The following is a 25,230-nucleotide window of genomic DNA, read 5'->3' as shown; positions in this document are numbered from 1 at the left end:
AAAAGATTACCGCAGAGTAATAGGAACAGGCCGGGAGGGGAACGTTCCCGAAAAGCCGATGTGACTGGCGTCACAACAATGTTGCTGATAAACACGTTTTACACGGAGACCTGGCCTGGGCACAGGGAGCATAACGGGATAGGTAAAAACAGCTTAGAACGTGGCGTAGAACTCTACAGACACCCTTCAAACATTAACGGACAAATTTCCATACAGAAGTAGGGATTTTGTCATACAGCTTATTCATGGTCAGTTCAGCAAGACGATGGTCCGCGGCTGAATAAAATACGGCCAGTTCATTATCAGAAAGCTCGTATTTATTCTTTTCAATGACGCGTTCGAGCGTGTCAATTGACTGACAACGTCGTAAGCGCATCAAATAATCGATTTTTGTGAGTGGTTTATCAGACATAAATTCACCTTAGTAATTGTAATAATTTTAACAGGAAAGACTAACCGGGTTAGCTCTGCTCACGTTGACGAAACAGCGGAATAGCCGGTTTCCCGATTTACGCCATTTTTGCAAATCCTGGGCGTTAATGCCGTAACTACTGAACAACATAAAGGTGTCGTCCAGGTATTCATCAATTTGCTCAATGAGCTTATTATCTTCATTGTACTTAATTTTATAATTAAGTGCGAAGGTTGCGATATGCTCTATCAGCTCATTCAACTGTAAATTGATGGCAGACGTTGGGTCGTTTACCCAGCCATGGTTACTTTCATCAAGGTTGGCAAGGCAGTCATGGTACAAGGATTCGCAGAGAAATTTCAACTGCGCGATATCATGCCTTTTTGGCGAGTACTCGTCCATAGCGCATCCCCTTCTGAGTGATTTCTTACTCACCGAACATCATAGTCGGGATGGATACAACTGACTTAGCTACATGAGTGCTGTGTTCCTGATAACTTAACTATAAGCCACTCCTTCCTGGATTTCATCGCGCTATTACGAAAAATTACAAATAAAACCGTAGACTGCGAGCATGTACGCAATGTTCCGTCCCGGACACCCTTTTTTTATCCAAATTAACGCGATTTTTTATCGCTTCCTTACGTTTCATTGGCTTAGCAAAACGGCCTGAAAAGTTCAGATTCGAACTTCTCTTTGTCAGAACTTCTTATTAGGAATATTCCTAATAGCTTAAGCGGGGAAATGAAATTAAAAAAATCCTGAATTCACCGATTAAGTTATCAGTTAATTATGATATGTCTAATTAAGATGGCAGAAAATAAATAGAACCACAATAAGCGTAATTTATGATTTTTTCTGAAAATGAAAAAGGCCGCTAATGCGGCCTTTTTATCATGTGAAACCGGTATCACTGAGGTTCTACCGAATGCGTGTGTTCAATATCCTCATTTTTCCGGCTGAAGCGGCGGCGAACCACCACGAAGAACACCGGTACGAAGAAGATAGCGAGTACGGTTGCGGTAACCATACCACCCATCACGCCTGTACCAACCGCGTTCTGCGCACCGGAGCCAGCACCGGAGCTGATAACCAGCGGCAGTACGCCGAGGATAAACGCCAGTGATGTCATCAGGATTGGGCGCAGACGCATACGAACAGCCTCAAGCGTTGCCTCAATCAGACCTTTACCTTCTTTCTCCATCAGATCTTTGGCGAATTCAACGATAAGTATCGCGTTCTTCGCCGACAAGCCAATGGTTGTCAGCAGGCCTACCTGGAAGTACACGTCGTTGGTCAGTCCACGGAACGTTGCCGCAAGCAGCGCACCGATAACCCCAAGCGGTACCACCAGCATAACGGAGAACGGAATTGACCAGCTCTCGTACAGCGCTGCCAGACACAGGAAGACGACGATCAGTGAAATCGCGTACAGGGCAGGGGCCTGGTTTCCGGACAGGCGTTCCTGATAGGACATACCGGTCCAGTCATAGCCGATACCCGAAGGCAGTTTGCTCGCCAGCTCTTCCATCAGGTTCATGGCTTCACCAGTGCTTCGGCCCGGAGCGGCCTGACCCAGGATCTCCATCGATGGCAGACCGTTATAGCGTTCCAGACGCGGCGAACCGTATTCCCAGCGAGACGTTGAGAACGCCGAGAACGGTACCATCTGACCATTGCTGCCGCGCACGAACCAGCTGTTGATATCGTTTGGCAACATACGGTATTGCGCCTCGGACATCACGTACACTTTCTTCACGCGACCGCGGTCGATGAAGTCGTTAACGTAGCTACCGCCCCAGGCGGCGCCCAGCGTGGTATTAATGTCACTGATGGATACGCCCAGCGCCTGGGCTTTCTCCTGGTCGATGTCGATTTTGTACTGCGGCGTATCTTCCAGGCCGTTCGGACGCACGCCGACCAGCAGGTCAGGGTGCTTAGCCACTTCGCCAAACAGCTGGTTACGCGCCTGCGTCAGTTTTTCGTGACCCAGACCGCCCTGGTCAATCAGCTGGAAGTCGAAGCCGGTCGCGGTACCCAGTTCAACAATCGCTGGCAGGTTGAAGGCGAACACCATCGCATCTTTAATCTGCGAGAAGGTGCCCATCGCACGGCCGGTAATGGCTTCAACCTTGTTCTCTTTGCCCGGACGTTCAGACCAGTCTTTCAGAGAAACGAAGGCAATACCGGTGTTCTGACCACGACCCGCAAAGCCAAAGCCGTTAACCGCAAACACGGATTCAACGTTGTCTTTCTCTTTGGTGAGGTAGTAGTCCGTCACTTCGTCCAGCACTTTCTGGGTACGCTCTTGCGACGCGCCCGCAGGAAGCTGTGCCATCGTCAGGAACACGCCCTGGTCTTCATCCGGCAGGAACGAGCTTGGCAGACGAACGAACAGGAACGCCATCCCCACGACGATGATGATATAGAGCAGCAGGTAACGACCGGTGCTGCGCAGGATGTTGCCCACGCTATCGGTGTAGTGGTGCGTGCTCTTATCAAACATGCGGTTAAACCAGCCGAAGAACCCTTTATGCTCGCCGTGACCGCCTTTCTGAATCGGCTTCAGCATGGTGGCACACAGGGCAGGGGTCAAGATCAATGCGACCAGCACCGACAGCGCCATCGCGGAAACGATGGTAATCGAGAACTGACGGTAAATCGCACCGGTAGAGCCCCCGAAGAAAGCCATCGGGATAAATACCGCAGACAGTACCATCGCGATACCGACCAGCGCGCCCTGGATCTGACCCATTGATTTACGGGTCGCTTCCTTCGGCGGCAGACCTTCTTCCGCCATTACGCGCTCGACGTTCTCGACCACGACGATGGCGTCATCCACCAGCAGGCCGATGGCGAGCACCATCCCGAACATCGTCAGGGTGTTTATCGAGTAGCCAAATATCGACAGGATCGCAAAGGTCCCGAGCAGAACAACCGGCACGGCAATCGTTGGGATAAGCGTCGCGCGGAAGTTTTGCAGGAACAGATACATCACCAGGAACACCAGGATGATGGCCTCTACCAGCGTTTTAACCACTTCGTGAATCGAAATTTTGACGAACGGCGTGGTGTCATACGGGTAAACGATTTTCAGACCTGACGGGAAGAACGGTTCCATCTTCTTCAGCTCTGCGCGGATCGCCGTGGCGGTGTCCAGGGCGTTAGCCCCTGTCGCCAGTTTGATACCCAGACCGGAAGCCGGTTTACCGTTGAACTTCGCGATGATGTCGTAGTTTTCGCCACCCAGCTCGACTTTAGCCACGTCGCGCAGGCGAACCTGGGAACCGTCCTGATTCACTTTCAGCAGAATTTTGCTGAACTCATCGGCAGAGGTCAGACGGGTCTGTGCGATGATCGAGGCGTTAAGCTGCTGGCCTTTCACCGGCGGCGTACCGCCTAACTGACCGGCTGCCACCTGGGCGTTCTGCGCTTTAATCGCATTGATCACGTCAACGGGGGTCAGCTGGAAGTTGTTCAGTTTGTTCGGATCCATCCAGATACGCATCGCGTACTGAGAACCGAACAGCTGAACGTCACCTACACCGGAAGTACGGCTGATGGCGTCCTTCATGTTGGCACCCACGTAGTCGGAAATATCCTCCTGCGTCATGGTGCCGTTGGTGTTGATAACGCCGACAACCATCAGGAAGCTGCTAGACGATTTCTCGACGCTCACACCCTGCTGTTGTACTTCCTGCGGCAGCAGAGGCATCGCCAGCTGCAGTTTGTTCTGCACCTGAACCTGCGCAATGTCAGCATCCGTACCTGACTGGAAGGTCAGGGTGATCTGAACTGTACCGGTAGAGTCACTGTTTGAGGACATGTACATCAGGTTATCGATACCGTTCATGTTCTGTTCGATAACCTGAGTGACGGTGTCCTGCACCGTTTTCGCATCAGCCCCCGGGTAGGTTGCGGAGATAGTCACCGCCGGTGGCGCAATCGTTGGATATTGCGCGACAGGCAGCTTCAGGATCGCAAGTCCCCCGGCCAGCATGATGATAATGGCGATCACCCACGCAAATATGGGGCGATCGATAAAGAAATTAGGCATGTCTTAACGGCTCCTGTTTAAGTTAAGACTTGGTTTGTTCTGACTGGCCAGCGGCCGAAGCTTGTTGTTTATCGTCAGATTTCACTTCCTGTGCTTTAACCTGCGCGCCAGGACGAACTTTTTGCAAACCAGAAACAATCACGCGATCGCCATCTTTCAGACCTTCCGTCACCAGCCATTTATCGCCAATCGCCTGCGTGGCGGTGATATTGCGCGTTTCGACTTTGTCATCTGCTCCGACAACCAGCGCGCTCGCATCGCCGCGTGGCGTACGGGTCACACCCTGCTGTGGAACCAGAAGTGCGGTTGGATTCGTTCCTTCTTCCAGACGCGCGCGAACGAACATACCTGGCAGCAGATTCTTGTCAGGGTTCGGGAAAATTGCACGTAAGGTGATGGAACCGGTGGTCTGGTCGACCGTCACATCAGAGAATTCCAGGGTACCTTCCTGCGGGAACTTGATACCGTCGTTGGTGATCAGCTCCACTTTGGCTTTGCCGTTTTCCTGTTTCAGGGTGCCGTTAGCCAGCTCCTGTTTCAGGCGCAGGAAATCATTGCTGGACTGCGTGACGTCAACGTAGATCGGATCGAGCTGCTGCACGGTCGCCAGCGCAGTGGTCTGACCGTTCTGCACCAGAGCCCCTTCCGTCACGGAAGATTTACCAATACGACCGCTGATAGGCGAGGTCACTTTGGTATAGGCCAGGTTAATGCGCGCGGTTTCGACGGCCGCTTTGGCTGCCACCACGGCTGCGTTAGCCTGTTGGGCATCCGCCAGGGCGGTATCGTAATCCTGCTGACTGATATACTTGGTACCGAGCAGTTTTTGATAGCGGTTCAGCGTCAGCTGAGCAATTTTAGCCGCGGCCTGTGCTTTAGCCAGATCGCCTTTCGCGCTTTCATAAGACGCCTGATAGGTTGCGGGATCAATCTGATACAGAGACTCACCGGCCTTCACATCACCGCCTTCGGTGAAGTTACGTTTCAGGATAATGCCGCTAACCTGAGGACGCACTTCCGCAATGCGGTAAGCATTTGTACGGCCGGGTAATTCGGTGGTGATTTGTAGAGGTTCAGATTTGAGCGTCACAACGCCTACTTCTGGCGCCTGCTGAGCTCCTTGTTGAGCCGGTTTGTCGTCACATCCTGTTAGCGCTAAGCTGCCTGAGAGCATCAGAACGACCGCCAGAGGCGTTAACCCTCTGTTTTTGTTCATATGTAAACCTCGAGTGTCCGATTTCAAATTGATCAAGGGTCCTGAGTCTAAAACCCATTGCTGCGTTTATATTATCGTCATGCTATGGTACATACATTCACAAATGTATGTAAATCTGACTCCTGTAAATTCACCCACCTATGGCACGAAAAACTAAACAACAAGCGCTGGAAACCCGACAACACATTCTGGATGTGGCAATACGTTTGTTCTCGCAGCAGGGTGTTTCATCTACCTCGCTGGCACAAATTGCTCAGGCTGCCGGTGTGACGCGGGGAGCGATTTACTGGCATTTTAAAGACAAGTCAGATCTGTTCAGTGAAATCTGGGAGCTTTCAGAGTCCAGCATTAGCGATCTCGAGAGTGAGTATCGGGCAAAATTCCCTGACGATCCACTCTCAGTATTGAGAGAAATATTAGTATATATCCTTGAAGCTACGGTAGTTGAAGAACGTCGCAGATTAATGATGGAAATAATCTTTCATAAATGCGAGTTCGTGGGCGAGATGGCGATTGTTCAGCAGGCACAACGCAGCCTCAGCCTGGAGAGCTATGACCGTATTGAATACAACCTGAATCAGTGCATGCAGGCAAAACTGCTGCCGGCCAACCTGTTGACCCGCCGGGCGGCGATTCTGATGCGTAGCTACATTTCCGGTCTGATGGAAAACTGGCTGTTTGCGCCACAGTCGTTTGATCTTAAAGCGGAGGCCCGCAGCTACGTCGCGATTTTACTGGAAATGCTACAGCTCTGCCCGACGCTGCGCAGTGACGCGCCGTCGCTAACCGCCTGACTCATTTCCAGGATTTATCTCAGAGGCTCACGTTCGCGCTATTCTGCTTCCGGCGAGCGTGATATTCTTCACGCCGGACTATTTTCGGTCATCTTCTGACATCATTCACAACTATGCTGCCCATCAATCGCTCGCAACATCCTGTTTTTGCATTGCTCTTTGCGATGCTGTTTTTCTTCGCCACGGCGCCGCTGACCTGGGCCCGCGCCGACAACAGCAACGATATCCCCACGCGTGCGGATGTTCAGTCGCAGCTCGACACGCTGAACAAACAAAAAGAACTCTCTCCTCAGGAAAAACTGACGCAGCAGGATCTGACGGAAACGCTGGAAACGCTGGATAAAATTGAACGCGTTAAGGCAGAAACCGCACAGCTCCGTCAGAAGGTGGCGCAGGCCCCAGAAAACATGCGCAGAGCGACGGAATCGCTGAATGCCCTGAGCGACGTGGATAACGACGACGAAACACGCAAAACGCTCGCCGCGCTCTCCTTACGCCAGCTCGAATCGCGCGTGGCGCAACTGCTCGACGACCTGCAAACGGCGCAGTCCGATCTCGCCACCTACAACAGCCAGCTTGTCTCCCTGCAGACCCAGCCCGAGCGCGTGCAAAATGCGATGTACGCCGCGTCTCAGCAGCTGCAGCAGATCCGCAACCGCCTCAACGGCACAACGGTAGGAGAGGGCACGCTGCGCCCGACGCAGCAAACCCTGCTGCTGGTGCAGCAGACGTTGCTCAATGCGCAGATTGAACAGCAGCGTAAAAGTCTGGAAGGGAATACGGTGCTGCAGGACACCCTGCAGAAACAGCGCGATTACGTCACCGCAAACATTAATCGTCTGGAGCACCAGCTACAGCTGCTGCAGGAAGCGGTTAACAGCAAGCGCCTGACGCTGACGGAAAAAACCGCCCAGGAGGCCGTATCCCCTGACGAAACCGCCCGCATCCAGGCCAACCCGCTGGTGAAGCAGGAACTCGAGGCCAACCACCAGCTTAGCCAGCGCCTGATACTGGCGACCGAAAACGGCAACTCGCTGGTTCAGCAAAATATCAAGGTGAAGAACTGGCTGGATCGTGCCCTGCAGGCGGAACGCAACATCAAAGAGCAGATCGCGGTCCTGAAAGGCAGCCTCCTGCTGTCGCGTATTCTCTACCAGCAGCAGCAGACGCTTCCGTCCGCCGATGAGCTGGAAGACATGACCAACCGCATTGCGGATTTACGTCTGGAACAGTTTGACGTCAACCAGCAGCGCGATGCGCTTTTCCAGAGCGATACCTTTGTCGCCAAAATTGAAGAAGGGCACTCCAGCGACGTGAACCCGGAAGTGCACGACGCGCTGCTCCAGGTCGTGGATATGCGTCGCGAGCTGCTGGATCAGCTCAACAAGCAGCTGGGCAACCAGCTGATGATGGCCATTAACCTGCAAATCAACCAGCAGCAGCTGGTGAGCGTTTCGAAAAGTCTGCAGGAGATCCTGACTCAGCAGATTTTCTGGGTAAACAGCAACAAACCGATGGACTGGGACTGGATTAAATCCTTCCCTGAGACGCTGAAAACGCAGATCAAGAGCATGAAGATCACCGTGAACTGGGAGAAAGCCTGGCCTGCGGTGATGATTGCCTTGCTGGCGGGGCTACCGCTGCTGCTGATCGCAGGTCTGATTCGCTGGCGTCTGGGCTGGCTGAAAAAATACCAGGCGAAGCTGGCGTCCGAAGTGGGGCAGCTGCGTAACGATAGCCAGCTCCATACGCCAAAAGCGATTCTGATCGACCTTATTCGCGCCCTGCCGGTGTGCCTGATTATTCTGGCCGTGGGCCTGATCCTGCTCACCATGCAGCTCAACGTCAGCGATCTGCTGTGGGCGTTCAGTAAAAAACTGGCGCTGTTCTGGCTGGTGTTTGGCGTGTGCTGGAAGGTGCTGGAAAAAGACGGCGTGGCGGTGCGTCATTTCAACATGCCTGCGCAGCTGACCAGCCACTGGCGTCGTCAGATTGTGCGCATCAGCCTGGCGCTGCTGCCGCTGCACTTCTGGTCGGTTGTCTCTGAACTTTCCCCGCTGCATTTGATGGATGATGTGCTGGGCCAGCTGGTCATCCTGCTGAACCTGCTGCTGATTGCTATCCTGATGTGGCCGATGTGCCGCGACAGCTGGCGTGATAAAGAGTCCCACAATATCCGTCTGGCCACTGTGACCGTGCTGGCGATCATTCCGCTGGCGCTGATGGTGCTGACGGCAACGGGCTACTTCTATACCACGCTGCGCCTGTCCGGGCGCTGGATTGAAACGGTCTATCTGGTGATCGTCTGGAACCTGCTCTATCAGACCGTGCTGCGCGGCCTGAGCGTGGCTGCCCGCCGCATCGCCTATCGCCGTGCCATCGCGCGTCGTCAACATCAGGTGAAAGAGGGGGCCGAGGGCGCGGAGCCGCAGGAAGAGCCGACCATCGCGCTGGAGCAGGTTAACCAGCAGACGCTGCGCATCACCATGCTGGTGATGATCGCCCTGTTTGCCGTGATGTTCTGGGCTATTTGGTCCGATCTTATTACCGTTTTCGCCTATCTCGACAGTATTACCCTCTGGCAATACAACGGAACCGAAGCCGGCGCGGCGGTCATGAAAAGCGTGACCATGGGCAGCCTGCTGTTTGCGCTGGTGTCGTCGGTGGTCGCCTGGGCGCTGATCCGCAACCTGCCTGGCCTGCTCGAAGTGCTGCTCCTGTCACGTCTGAATCTTCGCCAGGGGGCGTCCTACGCCATCACCACGATCCTCAACTACGTCATCATTATTGTTGGAGCGATGACGGTCTTTGGTTCGCTTGGCGTCTCGTGGGATAAACTGCAGTGGCTGGCGGCCGCCCTCTCGGTCGGTCTTGGTTTTGGCCTGCAGGAGATCTTCGGTAACTTTGTCTCCGGCCTGATCATTCTGTTTGAACGTCCGGTACGTATCGGCGATACCGTCACCATCGGCACGTTCTCGGGAACGGTCAGCAAGATCCGCATTCGTGCGACCACCATCACCGACTTCGATCGCAAAGAGGTGATCATCCCGAACAAAGCGTTCGTGACCGAGCGTCTGATCAACTGGTCGCTCTCGGATACGGTGACACGCGTGGTGATCCGCCTGGGCGTGGCCTATGGATCGGATCTGGATAAGGTGAAAGAGGTGCTGCTGAAGGCGGCGTCTGAACATCCGAAAGTGATGCACGATCCGGCTCCGGCGGTCTTCTTCACCACCTTTGGGCCGAGTACGCTGGATCACGAGCTGCGTTTATACGTGCGTGAACTGCGTGACCGCAGCTACACGGTGGATGAGCTTAACCGCTCTATCGATCGTCTGTGCCGTGAAAACGATATAAATATCGCCTTCAACCAGCTTGAGGTTCACCTGCGTAACGAGAAAGGTGATGAGCATACGGAAGTGAAGCGCGAGATTAAGGGTGATGACCCTCACCCTAACCCTCTCCCCAGAGGGGAGAGGGAATAATCTGGTGCGGTCTGCTTTTGCTTTTACCCTCTCCCCTCAGGGGAGAGGGCAGGGTGAGGGGTAAGTTTCCCCTCAAAATCCCGCCGTACAATCTCCAGAGCCTTAAGCACCGTCCCGGCGGGAATATCATGATTCTCCAGCAGCATAATTAAATCGACGGCCAGCTTGACCTCATCGGGTGCATTTTCCAGTGACATGGGTGTGGCTCCTGTTAACGGGTCAAACGTTCTATGACGCGTTCAATGTCATCCAGCGCCTGACGGCAGCGGACGATGCGTCCTTCCAGCGCGCTAATCTCGCGCATCAATAGCTGCTGCTCTTCCAGCGTTTCGCTGTTGTTCAGGCGCACCTCGCGTTCGCGCTTCATCTCAAACAGTCGGCGTTCAAACTCCTGGTTCTCCAGCCGCTTGCGCTGCCATTTGCCGAGCCCCGGCGAGGCGCTGTCCCAGGCGCGCAGCGGCCAGGCGGCGATTTCGCGATGCAGCGCGGTGATCTGCTCGGTGAGATGCGCCGCAAGCCACGCCACCTGTTCCTGCTGTTCATGCTCAACCGCATGGCGAAGCTCGTCGAGGTTCGTCTGCGCTTCAGCCAGGTAATCCTGAATAACGGTGCTGCGGGTACGAAAAAGCTGCCGGTCAAAGCGCGGTTTCAGCGTGGCGTGCCCCATCAGCGGCGTGGCCTGCTCCCGCAGAGCAATCAGCTGATTTTGCAGCCTCTCAAGAAGCAGTGCTGTTTTCAAGGCGCTCTCCAGTGGTAAAGTAGCCGTTCAGTTTGATAACGATTCGCATTATGCAGCGTACTATTTTAATCATCATTGGCTGGCTCGCGGTAGTGCTTGGCACGCTGGGTGTGGTTTTACCCTTGCTGCCGACCACGCCGTTTATCCTGCTGGCGGCCTGGTGCTTCGCCCGCTCGTCACCGCGTTTTCACCACTGGCTGCTCTATCGCTCATGGTTTGGCGGCTATCTGCGGCACTGGCAAAAACACCGGGCCATGCCGCCCGGCGCCAAGCCGCGCGCGATCGCGGTGATCCTCATCACCTTCGCCATTTCATTATGGCTGGTGAAAATGATGTGGGTGCGGATCCTGCTGCTGGTCATCCTGACCTGCCTGCTTATCTTCATGTGGCGGATCCCCGTGGTTGATGAAAAGCAACAAAAGCACTGAAGCCTTATCATGGCTGTTGCAATTATTGCGTACAGCCAGTAAATTCGACCGTTTTCGAGCACAGGCGCGCCTGGTTAAAGGTTAAACAATTGTTACCTTTGCCGACTCGTTGCGCGCCGTGAGTAACACTGTTTCATTTAGGCACAAACCGATGACCGCAACTGCACAGCAGCTTGAATATCTGAAAAACAGCATCAAAAGCATCCAGGACTACCCAAAGCCTGGCATTCTTTTCCGTGATGTCACCAGCTTGCTGGAAGACCCGAAAGCGTACGCGCTCAGCATTGAACTGCTGGTCGAGCGTTATAAAAACGCCGGGATCACCAAAGTAGTAGGTACCGAAGCCCGTGGCTTCCTGTTTGGCGCACCGGTTGCGCTGGCGATGGGCGTAGGTTTTGTGCCGGTGCGTAAGCCGCGCAAGCTGCCGCGTGAAACCATTGCAGAAAGCTACGAGCTGGAGTACGGCACCGATCAGCTGGAGATCCACGTTGACGCGATCAAGCCTGGCGACAAAGTGCTGGTGGTTGACGATCTGCTGGCGACCGGCGGCACCATTGAAGCGACCGTGAAGCTGATCCGCCGTCTGGGTGGGGAAGTGACCGACGCGGCCTTCATCATCAACCTGTTCGATCTCGGCGGTGAACAGCGCCTGGAAAAACAGGGTATTACCAGCTACAGCCTGGTGCCTTTCCCGGGTCACTAATCCCGGTTTTCACAACCTCGCTCAATGGGTGAGGTTGTGATAGCATTCCCCTTCATAAATTCACCTTCCAGCGTTGCAGAGCCTGCCCATGAGTTATCAGGTGTTAGCCCGTAAATGGCGACCACAAACCTTTGCTGACGTTGTCGGTCAGGAACATGTGCTGACGGCCCTGGCGAACGGCTTGTCGCTAGGTCGCATCCATCACGCCTATCTTTTTTCCGGCACCCGCGGCGTCGGTAAGACCTCTATTGCCCGTTTGCTGGCAAAAGGTCTCAACTGCGAAACCGGGATCACCGCCACGCCGTGCGGCGTGTGTGATAACTGTCGGGAGATCGAGCAGGGGCGTTTTGTCGATCTGATCGAGATAGACGCCGCTTCGCGCACCAAAGTGGAAGATACCCGCGACCTGCTGGACAACGTCCAGTACGCCCCGGCGCGCGGCCGCTTCAAGGTCTACCTGATCGATGAAGTGCACATGCTGTCGCGCCACAGCTTCAACGCCCTGCTGAAGACGCTGGAAGAGCCGCCCGCGCACGTGAAGTTCCTGCTGGCGACCACCGATCCGCAAAAGCTGCCGGTCACGATTTTATCGCGCTGCCTGCAGTTCCACCTGAAGGCGCTGGACGTTGAGCAGATCCGTGCGCAGCTTGAGCATATTCTTGATGAAGAGAAGATTGTCCACGAACCGCGCGCCCTGCAGCTGCTGGCCCGCGCGGCGGAGGGCAGCCTGCGTGATGCATTAAGCCTGACCGACCAGGCGATTGCCAGCGGTGACGGCAAGCTCTCCACCGAGGCGGTCAGCACCATGCTTGGCACGCTGGATGACGATCAGGCGCTGTCGCTTATCGAAGCGATGATTGCCGCTAACGGCGAACGCGTGATGTCGCAGGTGAACGCGGCCGCTGCCCGCGGTATTGAGTGGGAAGGGCTGTTGGTTGAGATGCTCAGCCTGCTGCACCGCGTGGCGATGCTGCAGCTTTCTCCCTCCGCGATTGGTGCGGATATGGCGGCCATTGAACAGCGGATGCGTGAGCTTGCCCGCACCGTGCCGCCTGCCGACGTCCAGCTTTATTACCAGACGCTGCTGATTGGCCGCAAAGAGTTACCGTTTGCGCCGGATCCGCGTATGGGCGTTGAAATGACGCTGCTGCGCGCGCTGGCGTTCCACCCGCGCATGCCGCTGCCGGAGCCGGAAGTGCCGCGACAGTCTTTCGCGCCGGTCGCGCCCACGGCGGTGATGTCACCGCAGCAGGTGCCGCCGCAGCCGACGCCGCCACCGCAGCAGAACGTACCGCTGTCGGATGCCACCAGTTCGGTGCTTGCCGCGCGCAGCCAGCTGCAGCGTGCCCAGGGAGTAACCAAACCAAAAAAGAGTGAACCGGCAGCGCCAGGAAGAGCGCGGCCGGTGAACAACGCCGCGCTTGAACGACTGGCCTCGGTAACGGAGCGCGTTCAGTCGCGTCCGGCACCGTCCGCGCTCGAGCAGAAAGCCCCGGTGAAAGAAGAGGCTTACCGCTGGAAGGCAACCACCATCACCGAAACCGTGAAGGAAGAGGTGGCCACGCCGAAAGCGCTGAAAAAGGCGCTGGAGCATGAAAAAACGCCGGAGCTTTCCGCGAAGCTTGCCGAAGAGTCCATTGCGCGCGATGCCTGGGCCGCCGAGGTCAGCAAACTCCAGCTGCCGAAGCTGGTCGAGCAGGTCGCGCTGAACGCCTGGAAAGAGCAGGACGGCAATCAGGTGCGTCTGCACCTGCGTCCGGGCCAGCGGCACCTCAATTCCCCGGGCGCGCAAAAGGCGCTGGCCGAGGCGCTTGCCGCTTTACAGGGGGCACCGGTTGAATTGACTATCATTGAAGATGATAATCCGGCAGTGAAAACGCCGCTCGAGTGGCGCCAGGCCATTTATGAAGAGAAGCTCGCGCAGGCGCGCGAGGCGATTATTGCGGATAACAACATTCAGACCCTGCGCCGGTTCTTCGACGCCGATCTGGATGAAGAGAGTATTCGCCCCATTTGATCGTGAGTCTGACTTACGGTTGTAATCCTTAAACGTGAAAGAAGAGAGAAGCCTATGTTTGGTGGAAAAGGCGGTCTGGGTGGCCTGATGAAGCAGGCTCAGCAGATGCAGGAAAAAATGCAGAAGATGCAGGAAGAGATCGCTCAGCTGGAAGTCACGGGTGAATCCGGTGCCGGTCTGGTCAAGGTGACCATCAACGGTGCGCACAACTGCCGTCGCGTGGAAATCGACCCGAGCCTGCTCGAAGACGACAAAGATATGCTGGAAGATCTGGTTGCAGCCGCGTTTAACGATGCCGCTCGCCGCATCGACGAAACCCAGAAAGAGAAAATGGCCTCCGTGTCCAGCGGCATGCAGCTGCCGCCTGGCTTCAAGATGCCGTTCTGATGCAAACCAGTCCGCTGCTCACGCAGTTAATGGAAGCACTGCGCTGCCTGCCGGGCGTTGGCCCGAAGTCGGCGCAGCGCATGGCGTTTACGCTATTGCAGCGCGACCGCAGCGGCGGGATGCGCCTGGCGCAGGCTTTAACCCGCGCCATGTCAGAAATCGGTCACTGTGCGGATTGCCGTACCTTTACCGAGCAGGACGTGTGTAACATCTGCACGAACCCGCGTCGTCAGGAAAACGGCCAGATTTGCGTGGTGGAGAGTCCGGCGGACATCTACGCCATCGAACAAACCGGGCAGTTTTCCGGCCGCTATTTCGTGCTGATGGGGCATCTCTCCCCGCTGGACGGTATTGGCCCGGACGATATCGGTCTTGACCGCCTTGAACAGCGTCTTGAGTCCGAAACGATCAAAGAAGTGATCCTCGCCACCAACCCCACGGTGGAAGGGGAGGCAACCGCCAACTACATCGCCGAGCTGTGCTCGCAGTATGGCGTTGACGCCAGCCGCATCGCCCATGGCGTGCCGGTCGGCGGCGAGCTGGAGATGGTGGACGGCACCACGCTGTCGCACTCTCTGGCCGGACGTCACAAGATTATTTTCTGACCAAACGGAGGCTGCGCGCGCGGCCTCCGCTTGAAAATTTCCCCCCCTATCCCCATCTCTCACTCAACGTTTTAAAACCCCATTAAATGGCATTGTTGAGGTCGACATAGATGAAAGGACAAGAAACCCGTGGTTTCCAGTCAGAAGTAAAACAGCTTCTGCACCTGATGATCCATTCCCTGTATTCCAACAAAGAAATTTTCCTGCGTGAGCTGATTTCCAACGCTTCGGATGCGGCGGACAAGCTGCGCTTCCGCGCGCTGTCTAACCCGGATCTGTACGAAGGCGACGGCGAGCTGCGCGTGCGCGTCTCGTTTAATAAAGAGAACCGCACCCTGACTATCGCCGATAACGGCATCGGGATGAACCGCGACGAGGTGATCGACCACCTCGGGACCATCGCGAAATCCGGCACTAAGGCGTTCCTGGAGTCCATGGGCTCTGACCAGGCGAAAGACAGCCAGCTCATCGGCCAGTTCGGCGTCGGTTTCTACTCGGCGTTCATTGTGGCGGACAAAGTTACCGTGCGCACCCGTGCGGCGGGCGACAGCGCTGAAAACGGCGTGCTGTGGGAATCCAAAGGGGAAGGCGAATACACCGTTGATGACATCACCAAAGCGGACCGCGGCACCGAAATCACCCTGCACCTGCGTGAAGGGGAAGATGATTTCCTGAACGACTGGCGCGTGCGCTCCATCATCAGCAAATATTCCGACCACATCGCCCTGCCGGTTGAGATTGAAAAACAGGAAGAGAAAGACGGTGAAACCGTGGTTTCCTGGGAGAAAATCAACAAGGCGCAGGCGCTGTGGACGCGCAACAAGTCTGAAATTAAAGACGACGAGTACAACGAATTCTACAAGCACATCGCCCACGACTTTACCGACCCGCTGACCTGGAGCCACAACCGTGTGGAAGGCAAGCAGGAGTACACCAGCCTGCTGTACATCCCGGCACAGGCGCCGTGGGACATGTGGAACCGCGATCACAAGCACGGCCTGAAGCTGTACGTGCAGCGCGTATTCATCATGGATGACGCCGAGCAGTTCATGCCGAACTACCTGCGCTTTGTCCGCGGCCTGATCGATTCCAACGATCTGCCGCTGAACGTCTCCCGTGAAATTCTGCAGGACAGCACCGTCACCCGTAACCTGCGCAACGCCCTGACCAAACGTGCGCTGCAGATGCTGGAAAAACTGGCGAAAGACGATGCGGAAAAATATCAGACCTTCTGGAAACAGTTCGGCCTGGTGCTGAAAGAAGGCCCGGCAGAAGACACCGCGAACGTTGAAACCATCGCCAAACTGCTGCGCTTCGCTTCTACGCACACCGACTCCTCCGCGCAGACCGTGTCGCTGGAAGAGTACGTCTCCCGCATGAAAGAAGGGCAGGAGAAGATCTACTACATCACCGCCGACAGCTACGCCGCGGCGAAGAGCAGCCCGCACCTGGAGCTGCTGCGTAAGAAAGGCATCGAAGTGCTGCTGCTTTCTGACCGCATCGACGAGTGGATGATGAACTACCTGACCGAGTTCGACGGTAAGGCGTTCCAGTCCGTTGCCAAAGCCGACGAATCTATCGACAAGCTGGCGGATGAAGTGGATGAGAACGCGAAAGAAGCCGAGAAGGCGCTGGAGCCGTTCGTTGAGCGCGTGAAAACCCTGCTGGGCGACCGCGTGAAAGAGGTGCGTTTCACTCACCGTCTGACCGACACCCCGGCCATCGTCACGACCGATGCCGACGAAATGAGCACCCAGATGGCGAAGCTGTTCGCGGCGGCGGGCCAGGCGGTACCGGAAGTGAAATATATCTTTGAGCTTAATCCGGATCATCCGCTGGTGAAACGCGCGGCGGATACCCAAGACGACGCCCGCTTTGCCGAGTGGGTTGAACTCCTGCTGGATCAGTCCCTGCTGGCCGAACGCGGCACGCTGGAAGATCCTAACCTCTTCATTAAACGTGTGAATGCGCTGCTGCTGGCGTAATTAAACACCTGCCCCTCACCCTGGCCCTCTCCCCAAAGGGGAGAGGGTATAATCGTCCCCTCTCCCCTTTGGGGAGAGGGTTAGGGTGAGGGGGAATTCTCGCACTATCCCAAATTATCTCCCCCCATTAACCGTTTCAGCCTTCCTGCCTTCCTTGAGCGATGCCCGTTCTGGTGGTATTGTTTAGCGCTTTTGAAAAATTGAAACGACTTTTGAGGGGATTTTCGCAATGCGTATTATTCTGCTTGGCGCTCCGGGCGCGGGTAAAGGAACTCAGGCTCAGTTCATCATGGAGAAATACGGTATTCCGCAAATCTCCACCGGTGATATGCTGCGCGCCGCTGTTAAATCTGGCTCCGAGCTGGGTAAACAGGCGAAAGACATCATGGACGCAGGCAAGCTGGTGACCGACGAGCTGGTAATTGCTCTGGTCAAAGAGCGCATTGCTCAGGAAGACTGCCGTAACGGTTTCCTGCTGGACGGCTTCCCACGCACCATTCCTCAGGCTGACGCCATGAAAGAAGCGGGCATCAACGTGGACTACGTTCTGGAGTTCGACGTACCGGACGAGCTGATCGTTGACCGCATCGTTGGCCGTCGCGTACACGCTGCTTCTGGCCGCGTTTACCACATCAAATTCAACCCGCCTAAGGTTGAAGGCAAAGACGACGTGACTGGCGAAGAGCTGACCACCCGTAAAGACGATCAGGAAGAGACCGTGCGCAAGCGCCTGGTGGAATACCATCAGATGACCGCGCCGCTGATCGGCTACTACACCAAAGAAGCGCAGGCGGGTAACACCAAATACGCCAAAGTCGACGGCACCAAAGCCGTGGCTGACGTACGTGCAGAGCTGGAAAAAATCCTCGGCTAATTGCACTTCTCTCACCCGGGTCCTCCGGGTGAGAAATATTCTCATCTTACCTATTGCAGCAATGGGTTCCGTTTAAACGCATTTCCGCTACAATTGACAACCATTCAAATGGTTAAGAGGCGTGAATGAGTCAGGCGAAAACCGGCATCCTGCTTGCCAATCTGGGCACTCCAGAAGCACCTACATCAGACGCGGTAAAACGCTACCTGCGACAATTTTTAAGCGACACGCGCGTCGTGGATTTTCCGCGACTGCTGTGGTGGCCGCTGCTGCGTGGCGTCATTCTGCCGATTCGTTCTCCGCGCGTCGCCAAACTCTATCAGTCCGTATGGATGGAAGAGGGCTCGCCGCTAATGGTCTACAGCCGTCGCCAGGAAAAAGCGCTGGCCGCCCGCCTGCCGGAGATGCCCGTCGCGCTCGGCATGAGCTACGGCAAACCCTCTCTGGAAAGCGCGGTAGAATCCCTGCTGGCGCAGGGCGTGGACCATATCGTGGTGCTGGCGCTCTACCCGCAGTACTCCTGCTCGACGGTGGCCGCCGTCTGGGACGAGCTGGCGCGCATATTGGCAACCCGCCGCCGCATTCCGGGCGTGACCTTTATTCGCGACTACGCGGATAACGAGCTCTACATCAAGGCGCTTGCTAACAGCGCGCGCGCGTCGTTTGAAAAGCACGGTGAGCCGGATCTGCTGCTGCTCTCCTATCACGGGATCCCGCAGCGTTTCGCTAACGAGGGTGATGATTACCCGCAGCGCTGCCGCGATACCACCCGCGAACTGGTCTCCGCCCTTGGCCTGCCGCCGGAGAAGGTGATGATGACCTTCCAGTCGCGCTTCGGCCGCGAGCCGTGGCTGACGCCGTACACTGATGAAACCCTCAAAATGCTCGGCGAGAAGGGCGTGAAGCATATTCAGGTGATGTCGCCGGGCTTCTCGGCAGACTGTCTGGAAACGCTGGAGGAGATCGCGGTGCAAAACCGGGAATTTTTCCTGGAGGCTGGCGGCGAAAAGTACGAGTACATTCCGGCGCTTAACGACTCGCCTGAGCATATCGACATGATGGTCTCACTGGTGACGAACAGCCGCTGATCGCACTCCGGGCCGGGTTTGTGCTACCATTCCCGGCCCATATTCTTCGTACAGTTCAGACCATGAAATTTCCCGGTAAACGTAAATCCAAACACTACTTCCCCGTCGATGCCCGCGATCCGCTCCTGCAGCAAATCCAGCCAGAAAATGAAACCAGCGCGGCGTGGGTCGTCGGTATCGATCAGACGCTGGTGGACATTGAGGCGAAAGTGGATGATGCGTTTGTCGCCCGTTACGGTCTGAGCGCCGGGCACTCGCTGGTGATTGAGGATAACGTTGCCGAAGCGCTGTACCAGGAGCTGGTGCGCGAAAACCTGATTACCCATCAGTTCGCCGGTGGCACCATCGGCAATACCATGCACAACTACTCCGTGCTGGCCGACGACCGCTCGGTGCTGCTCGGCGTGATGTGCAGCAATATCGAAATTGGTGGCTATGCCTACCGCTATCTGTGCAACACCTCCAGCCGTACCGATCTGAACTATCTTCAGGGCGTCGACGGCCCGATTGGCCGCTGCTTTACGCTGATCGGCGAATCCGGCGAGCGGACCTTTGCCATCAGTCCTGGGCATATGAACAAGCTGCGCGCGGAAAGCATTCCCGAAGAGGTGATTGCGGGCGCCTCGGCGCTGGTGCTGACCTCCTACCTGGTGCGATGCAAGCCGGGCGAGCCGATGCCTGAAGCGACCATGAAGGCGATTGAGTACGCGAAGAAGTACGACGTGCCGGTCGTTCTGACGCTGGGCACCAAATTCGTGATTGCCGATAACCCGGAGTGGTGGCAGGCGTTCCTGAAAGAGCACGTCTCGATTCTGGCGATGAACGAAGAGGAGGCCGAAGCGCTGACTGGTGAAAGCGATCCGCTGCTGGCGTCCGATAAAGCGCTGGACTGGGTGGATCTGGTGCTCTGCACCGCGGGCCCTGTCGGACTGTATATGGCCGGCTTCACGGAGGAAGAGAGCAAACGCAAAACCCAGCATCCGCTGCTGCCCGGCGCGATTGCCGAGTTTAACCAGTACGAGTTCAGCCGCGGCATGCGTTACAAGGATTGCGTGAATCCGCTGCGTATTTATTCTCACATCGCCCCCTACATGGGCGGTCCGGAGAAGATCATGAACACCAACGGCGCAGGCGACGGCGCGCTGGCCGCGCTGCTGCACGACATTACCGCCAATGCCTACCACAAAACCAACGTGCCGAATTCCAGCAAGCATAAGTTCAGCTGGCTGACCTATTCGTCGCTGGCGCAGGTGTGCAAGTACGCCAACCGCGTAAGCTATCAGGTGCTGAACCAGCACTCACCGCGCTTAACGCGTGGCCTGCCGGAACGGGAAGACAGCCTCGAAGAGGCGTATTGGGATCGGTAAATGTAAAAAGGCAACGTAAGTTGCCTTTTTTAATGTTTGTTCCCTCTCCCCGTGGGAGAGGGCCAGGGTGAGGGCATCAGGCCGCACCAAACCTACCCCGTCACCGCCTCTTCAACCGGCGGTTTCTCCAGCAGCGTCAGCATGGTGTTAGCAATCTCGCGCTCGCCCATCACCACCTTATCTGCACCGCGCTCGGTAATGTACTCCACCTCGTCGTCATAGTGCGCCCGGGCGATAATCTCAATCGTTGGGCACTTCGCGCGAGCGGAGGCCACAATCTCACCCGCTTCATAGCCGTTGGGTATGGTGAGCAGCAGCCAGCGGGCGCAGTCCAGATGCGCCAGATTCATGATCTCTTCGTTTGCCGCATTGCCCAGCACCGCGCGAATACCGCGCTCGCGCAGCTCGTCGACCCGGGTGCGTGAGGTTTCAATCACCACCAGCGGAATACCCTGCGCCATCAGCTTCTCGCCGAGCAGGCTGCCCACGCGGCCAAAGCCGACCAGCAGGGCGTGATTGCAGATATCCACCGGGATCTGCTTCTCTTCTTCGATGGCCTCTTCGAGCGTCTGCTCTTCCAGCGTTTCGGTTTTGTCGAGGTATTTTTCCAGCAGGGCAAACAGGACCGGGTTCAGCATAATCGACAGGATCGCCCCCGCCAGCACCAGGTTTTGTCCGGCCTGCGGCAGCAGGTTCAGGGCCATGCCCAGACCGGCCAGAATAAAGGCGAACTCGCCAATCTGCGCCAGGCTGGCGGCAATGGTCAGCGCCGTCCGCGGTGAGTGACCGAACATTCGCACCAGGAAGAAGGCGGCGAGCGACTTACCAAAAATAATGATCGCCAGCGTGCCCAGCACGGCCAGCGGCTGCTGGATCAGCACCAGCGGGTCAAACAGCATCCCGACGGAGACGAAGAACAGCACGGCAAACGCATCGCGCAGCGGCAGCGTATCGTGCGCCGCACGGTGGCTCAGCTCGGATTCGTTCAGCACCATCCCGGCGAAGAACGCGCCCAGGGCAAAGGAGACATCAAACAGCTCAACGGCACCAAAGGCGATGCCCAGCGCCAGCGCCAGCACGGAGAGGGTGAACAGCTCGCGGGAGCCGGTCGCCGCGCTGCGGGACATGATCCACGGTACCAGACGGCGGCCCACCAGCATCATGATGGCGATAAACGCCACCACTTTACCGATGGTGATGCTCATATCCAGCGCCAGCGAGGCGAAGCCGACGTTGTCTTTTTCCATCATTCCGGCGACGGCGGGCAGCAGCACCAGCGTCAGGACCATGACCAGATCTTCAACAATCAGCCAGCCAATCGCGATCTGCCCGCGCTGGCTGTCAATCAGCTGTCTCTCCTCAAGCGCGCGCAGCAGCACCACGGTACTGGCGGTTGAGAGACACAGCCCAAATACGATACCGGTCATTAACGACCAGCCCAGCACGGACGAAAGCGCCATCCCAAGCAGCGTCGCCACCCCTATCTGGGCGATCGCTCCCGGTATGGCAATCGACTTTACCGCCATCAAATCCTTCAGGGAAAAGTGCAGACCGACGCCAAACATCAGCAGAATCACGCCCAATTCCGCCAGTTCAGGGGCCAGTTTGGTATCCGCAACGAAGCCTGGCGTAAACGGTCCCGCCAGCACACCTGCCAGCAGATAGCCGACAAGAGGAGAAATACGCAGTTTATTGGCAATCATGCCGAGGATAAAAGCGAGCACAAGTCCACCAACAATGGTGGTGATAAGCGGTGTGGCGTGGTGCATTCCGTCTCCTTTCGTTGTGGGTGTTCCTTTTTGGTGAAAAACCAAAAAACCGAGTAATAGTTTATGACAATTTTTACTCTTATGTTTATGAATAATTGTTGAAGTTTGAATAAAACAGCAATATGCGCGTAAAAAATCGCATTTTGATAAATTCAGCGAGAGGAGAAAGAAGAAACCCTTATGGCATCAGGGTGTCAGGCAGCCAACGTCACACTTTGGCTGCCCGTAATTCACGCTTTGTGGCGGTTATCAGGCAGGAATATGGTCAACATCCCAAGAAGTGGCAGGAAAGCGCAGATTTTATAAACCAGGAAGATGCTGGTGTGATCCGCAACCATCCCTAACACCGCTGCACCCAGCCCGCCCATGCCGAAGGCAAAACCGAAAAAGAGTCCGGAAACCATACCGATACGGCCAGGCAGCAGCTCCTGAGCATAAACCAGAATGGCGGAAAACGCGGAAGCGAGGATAAAACCAATAATCACGGTTAAAATTCCCGTCCATTCAAGGCTGGCGTACGGCAAAATGAGGGTAAAGGGCGCTACGCCGAGGATAGAGCCCCAAATGACATATTTACGCCCAATCTTATCCCCCACAGGCCCGCCAATGACCGTACCGGCCGCAACGGCGAACAGGAAGGCAAACAGGTGAATCTGCGCATTTTGTACTGATAATCCGAATTTTTGCATCAGATAAAAGGTGTAATAGCTGCTGATGCTCGCCATATAGAAGTATTTCGAGAAAATCAGCACCAACAGGACGGCCACCGCCAGGATAACCTTATTGCGCGGCAGGGGATTGATAACCTTCGCTTTAGGTTTTCCTTTATTGACGCGATGCTGAGCGGCATACCAGCGGCTGATCTGCGCCAGCACAATAATCGCCAGCAGCGCGGCCAGCACAAACCACGCCACGTTGCCTTTACCGTAAGGGGCAATAATCACCGCGGCCAGCAGCGGGCCGAGAGAGCTACCAAAGTTACCGCCCACCTGGAAAAGTGACTGCGCCAGGCCGTGACGACCACCGGACGCCATCCGCGCCACGCGGGAGGACTCCGGATGGAACACGGACGAGCCGGTACCCACCAGCGCGGCGGCGATCAGCACGGCTTCAAAACTCCCGGCCATGGCGAGCAGCACCAGACCGCTTAGGGTAAAGCACATGCCGATCGGCAGCGACCACGGCATCGGGTATTTATCCGTCCAGTAGCCCACCACCGGCTGCAGCAGCGAGGAAGCCAGCTGGAAGGTCAGGGTGATCATCCCGATCTGCACGAAGGTTAACGAAAACTCGGACTGCAGCAGCGGATAAATTGCCAGAATCAACGACTGGATCATGTCGTTGAGCAGGTGTGAAAGACTGATTGCGCCTAAGATTTTAAAGGAGGTGCGCGACGCAGACGCGCCCGGAACGGGCTGGGTTGATTCACTGATTGCCATAAATACCACGTTTTGTTAGCAGAAGTGCAGGGAGTAATTATTATCCGACTAACATACCCGCCTGCGACATTTGAAGAAAGTCGCAATTATGAAAACTTATTTGTCTATTCTTATTAGTCACTGTAATTTCTGCCTTTGTCTATTGGTCAGGGAGAGAGAAGATGAAGTTAATGAAGCGGGGCGTCGCGCTGGCGCTCATCGCGGCGTGGGGGCTGGTAAGCCTGCCCGCGCAGGCGTATGAAAAAGACAAAACCTATAAAATTACCATTCTGCATACCAACGACCACCACGGTCATTTCTGGCGCAGTGAATACGGCGAATATGGCCTCTCGGCACAAAAAACGCTGGTGGACGGCATTCGTAAAGAGGTCGCAGCCCAGGGCGGCAGCGTGCTGCTGCTCTCAGGCGGCGATATCAACACCGGCGTGCCGGAATCCGATTTGCAGGACGCCGAACCCGACTTTCGCGGCATGAATCTGATTGGCTACGACGCGATGGCCGTCGGTAACCATGAATTTGATAATCCGCTGACCGTACTCCGTCAGCAGGAAAAATGGGCCAAATTCCCGTTCCTCTCCGCCAATATTTACCAGAAAAGTACCGGCGAGCGCCTGTTTAAGCCGTGGGCGCTGTTTAAGCGTCAGGATCTGAAGATCGCGGTCATCGGCTTAACCACCGACGATACGGCGAAAATTGGCAACCCTGAGTTCTTCACCGATATCGAATTCCGCAAACCGGCGGACGAAGCGAAGCTGGTGATTCAGGAGCTGCAGCAAAACGAAAAGCCGGACGTGATTATCGCCACCACGCACATGGGGCACTACGACAACGGTGAGCACGGCTCTAACGCGCCCGGTGACGTTGAGATGGCGCGCAGCCTGCCTGCGGGCTCTCTGGCGATGATTGTGGGTGGTCACTCACAGGATCCGGTGTGCATGGCATCCGAGAACAAAAAGCAGGTGGACTACGTCCCGGGCACACCGTGTGCGCCAGACCGTCAAAACGGTATCTGGATTGTGCAGGCGCACGAGTGGGGCAAATACGTGGGGCGGGCAGACTTTGAGTTCCGTAACGGCGAGATGAAGCTGGTCCACTACCAACTCATTCCGGTCAACCTGAAGAAGAAAGTCACTTACCCTGACGGGAAAAGCGAGCGCGTACTTTACACCCCAGAGATTCCAGAAAACCAGCAGATGCTCTCCCTGCTGACGCCGTTCCAGAACAAAGGCAAGGCGCAGCTGGATGTGAAAATCGGTACGCTGAACGGTCGTCTGGAGGGGGACCGCAGTAAAGTTCGCTTCGTGCAGACCAACATGGGCCACCTGGTGCTGGCGGCGCAAATGGCGCGCACCGGGGCTGATTTTGGCGTAATGAGCGGCGGTGGCATTCGTGATTCCATCGAAGGTGGAAACATCACCTATAAAGACGTTCTGAAGGTGCAGCCGTTCGGTAACGTGGTGGTTTATGCCGACATGAGCGGGAAAGAGGTCATTGACTACCTGACCGCCGTGGCGCAGATGAAGCCGGATTCCGGGGCCTATCCGCAGTTTGCCAACGTGAGCTTCGTAGCGAAAGACGGCAAGCTTAACGACCTGAAGATCAAAGGCGAACCGGTTGACCCGGCTAAAACCTACCGTCTGGCGACGTTGAGCTTTAACGCTACCGGCGGCGACGGCTATCCGCATATTGATAATAAACCGGGATACGTGAACACCGGCTTTATCGACGCGGAAGTGCTGAAGCAGTATATCGAACAGAATTCACCGATTGACGTGAATGCGTATGAGCCGAAAGGCGAGGTGAGCTGGCAGTAGTGCCGTTGTGTTGCCCGGTGGCGCTGCGCTTACCGGGCCTACGGGTGCAAA

20 protein-coding genes and 1 other annotated feature are annotated in these 25,230 nt (G+C 56.0%); of the genes, 12 read left to right on the top strand and 8 right to left on the bottom strand.

Annotation, left to right across the window (positions count from 1 at the left end):
- Positions 1-193 precede the first annotated feature (193 nt).
- The 4 genes from ACMWJS_RS12385 to acrA form a co-directional block, all read right to left on the bottom strand.
- Complete coding sequence (locus ACMWJS_RS12385; RefSeq protein WP_008499287.1) at positions 194-412, bottom strand: HHA domain-containing protein; 219 nt, start codon at positions 410-412, stop codon at positions 194-196.
- 27 nt (positions 413-439) lie between these two features.
- The gene (gene tomB, locus ACMWJS_RS12380) at positions 440-814 is read right to left on the bottom strand and encodes an Hha toxicity modulator TomB (RefSeq protein WP_008499288.1); all 375 of its coding nucleotides are present in this window, start codon (positions 812-814) and stop codon (positions 440-442) included.
- Between the two features lie 508 nt (positions 815-1,322).
- Positions 1,323-4,469: a multidrug efflux RND transporter permease subunit AcrB gene (acrB, locus tag ACMWJS_RS12375; RefSeq protein ID WP_414747137.1), complete on the bottom strand. Its 3,147-nt coding sequence runs from the start codon at positions 4,467-4,469 to the stop codon at positions 1,323-1,325.
- 22 nt (positions 4,470-4,491) lie between these two features.
- Positions 4,492-5,685, bottom strand: a complete 1,194-nt coding sequence (acrA, locus tag ACMWJS_RS12370) for a multidrug efflux RND transporter periplasmic adaptor subunit AcrA (protein ID WP_045909753.1) — start codon at positions 5,683-5,685, stop codon at positions 4,492-4,494.
- A 140-nt stretch (positions 5,686-5,825) separates the two neighbouring features.
- Here acrA and acrR point away from each other — a divergent pair, with 140 nt between their 5' ends.
- A complete protein-coding gene (gene acrR, locus ACMWJS_RS12365; RefSeq protein WP_048225918.1) occupies positions 5,826-6,479 on the top strand; it encodes a multidrug efflux transporter transcriptional repressor AcrR in 654 nt (217 codons plus the stop codon).
- Between the two features lie 113 nt (positions 6,480-6,592).
- The gene (mscK, locus tag ACMWJS_RS12360; protein ID WP_414747136.1) at positions 6,593-9,964 is read left to right on the top strand and encodes a mechanosensitive channel MscK; all 3,372 of its coding nucleotides are present in this window, start codon (positions 6,593-6,595) and stop codon (positions 9,962-9,964) included.
- Between the two features lie 23 nt (positions 9,965-9,987).
- On the opposite strand, the gene rsmS is transcribed toward mscK, so the two are convergent.
- The gene (gene rsmS, locus ACMWJS_RS12355; RefSeq protein ID WP_414747135.1) at positions 9,988-10,161 is read right to left on the bottom strand and encodes a pleiotropic regulatory protein RsmS; all 174 of its coding nucleotides are present in this window, start codon (positions 10,159-10,161) and stop codon (positions 9,988-9,990) included.
- Between the two features lie 14 nt (positions 10,162-10,175).
- Entirely contained in the window at positions 10,176-10,703 is a 528-nt protein-coding gene (gene priC, locus ACMWJS_RS12350; RefSeq protein WP_234081281.1) for a primosomal replication protein N'', read from the bottom strand.
- 50 nt (positions 10,704-10,753) lie between these two features.
- Between priC and ACMWJS_RS12345 the strand changes: the two genes are divergently transcribed.
- The 9 genes from ACMWJS_RS12345 to ACMWJS_RS12305 all read left to right on the top strand — a co-directional run bounded on the left by ACMWJS_RS12345 (position 10,754) and on the right by ACMWJS_RS12305 (position 20,157).
- On the top strand, positions 10,754-11,131 hold the full coding sequence (locus tag ACMWJS_RS12345) for a DUF454 family protein (protein WP_013095896.1): 378 nt from the start codon (positions 10,754-10,756) through the stop codon (positions 11,129-11,131).
- 151 nt (positions 11,132-11,282) lie between these two features.
- Positions 11,283-11,834 carry an adenine phosphoribosyltransferase gene (gene apt, locus ACMWJS_RS12340; RefSeq protein ID WP_000127359.1) on the top strand — a complete coding sequence of 184 codons (552 nt, stop codon included), beginning with the start codon at positions 11,283-11,285 and terminating at the stop codon, positions 11,832-11,834.
- 88 nt (positions 11,835-11,922) lie between these two features.
- On the top strand, positions 11,923-13,851 hold the full coding sequence (dnaX, locus tag ACMWJS_RS12335) for a DNA polymerase III subunit gamma/tau (protein WP_414747134.1): 1,929 nt from the start codon (positions 11,923-11,925) through the stop codon (positions 13,849-13,851).
- Positions 13,181-13,245 (top strand) — a sequence feature (DnaX frameshifting element). Its footprint overlaps the gene before it by 65 nt.
- Before the next feature lie 54 nt (positions 13,852-13,905).
- On the top strand, positions 13,906-14,238 hold the full coding sequence (locus ACMWJS_RS12330) for a YbaB/EbfC family nucleoid-associated protein (protein ID WP_010428194.1): 333 nt from the start codon (positions 13,906-13,908) through the stop codon (positions 14,236-14,238).
- On the top strand, positions 14,238-14,843 hold the full coding sequence (recR, locus tag ACMWJS_RS12325) for a recombination mediator RecR (protein WP_008499298.1): 606 nt from the start codon (positions 14,238-14,240) through the stop codon (positions 14,841-14,843). The genes ACMWJS_RS12330 and recR overlap by 1 nt, the downstream gene beginning before the upstream one ends.
- A gap of 110 nt (positions 14,844-14,953) precedes the next feature.
- On the top strand, positions 14,954-16,828 hold the full coding sequence (gene htpG / locus ACMWJS_RS12320; protein ID WP_045909747.1) for a molecular chaperone HtpG: 1,875 nt from the start codon (positions 14,954-14,956) through the stop codon (positions 16,826-16,828).
- Between the two features lie 229 nt (positions 16,829-17,057).
- Positions 17,058-17,702 (top strand): adenylate kinase, encoded by a 645-nt coding sequence (gene adk / locus ACMWJS_RS12315; RefSeq protein WP_006809841.1) that lies wholly within the window; start codon positions 17,058-17,060, stop codon positions 17,700-17,702.
- A 125-nt stretch (positions 17,703-17,827) separates the two neighbouring features.
- The gene (hemH, locus tag ACMWJS_RS12310; RefSeq protein ID WP_045909746.1) at positions 17,828-18,790 is read left to right on the top strand and encodes a ferrochelatase; all 963 of its coding nucleotides are present in this window, start codon (positions 17,828-17,830) and stop codon (positions 18,788-18,790) included.
- Between the two features lie 62 nt (positions 18,791-18,852).
- On the top strand, positions 18,853-20,157 hold the full coding sequence (locus tag ACMWJS_RS12305; protein ID WP_167214515.1) for an inosine/guanosine kinase: 1,305 nt from the start codon (positions 18,853-18,855) through the stop codon (positions 20,155-20,157).
- Positions 20,158-20,249: 92 nt separating this feature from the next.
- Here the strand turns inward: ACMWJS_RS12305 and ybaL are convergent, their stop codons facing one another.
- Together ybaL and ACMWJS_RS12295 are read right to left on the bottom strand one after the other, a co-directional pair.
- Positions 20,250-21,926 (bottom strand): YbaL family putative K(+) efflux transporter, encoded by a 1,677-nt coding sequence (ybaL, locus tag ACMWJS_RS12300; protein ID WP_111967309.1) that lies wholly within the window; start codon positions 21,924-21,926, stop codon positions 20,250-20,252.
- 230 nt (positions 21,927-22,156) lie between these two features.
- Positions 22,157-23,365 carry an MFS transporter gene (locus ACMWJS_RS12295; protein WP_414747133.1) on the bottom strand — a complete coding sequence of 403 codons (1,209 nt, stop codon included), beginning with the start codon at positions 23,363-23,365 and terminating at the stop codon, positions 22,157-22,159.
- Positions 23,366-23,526: 161 nt separating this feature from the next.
- On the opposite strand from ACMWJS_RS12295, the gene ushA reads away from it, so the two are divergent.
- Positions 23,527-25,179, top strand: a complete 1,653-nt coding sequence (gene ushA, locus ACMWJS_RS12290; RefSeq protein WP_048030123.1) for a bifunctional UDP-sugar hydrolase/5'-nucleotidase UshA — start codon at positions 23,527-23,529, stop codon at positions 25,177-25,179.
- The last annotated feature ends 51 nt before the right edge of the window (positions 25,180-25,230 follow it).

This window comes from Enterobacter sp. HK-058-C-ECC (genome assembly GCF_047531125.1).
Lineage (GTDB): Bacteria > Pseudomonadota > Gammaproteobacteria > Enterobacterales > Enterobacteriaceae > Enterobacter > Enterobacter quasiroggenkampii.
The sequence above is the reverse complement of the archived record's forward strand: the minus strand, read 5'-3'. Positions and strand labels throughout refer to the sequence as shown.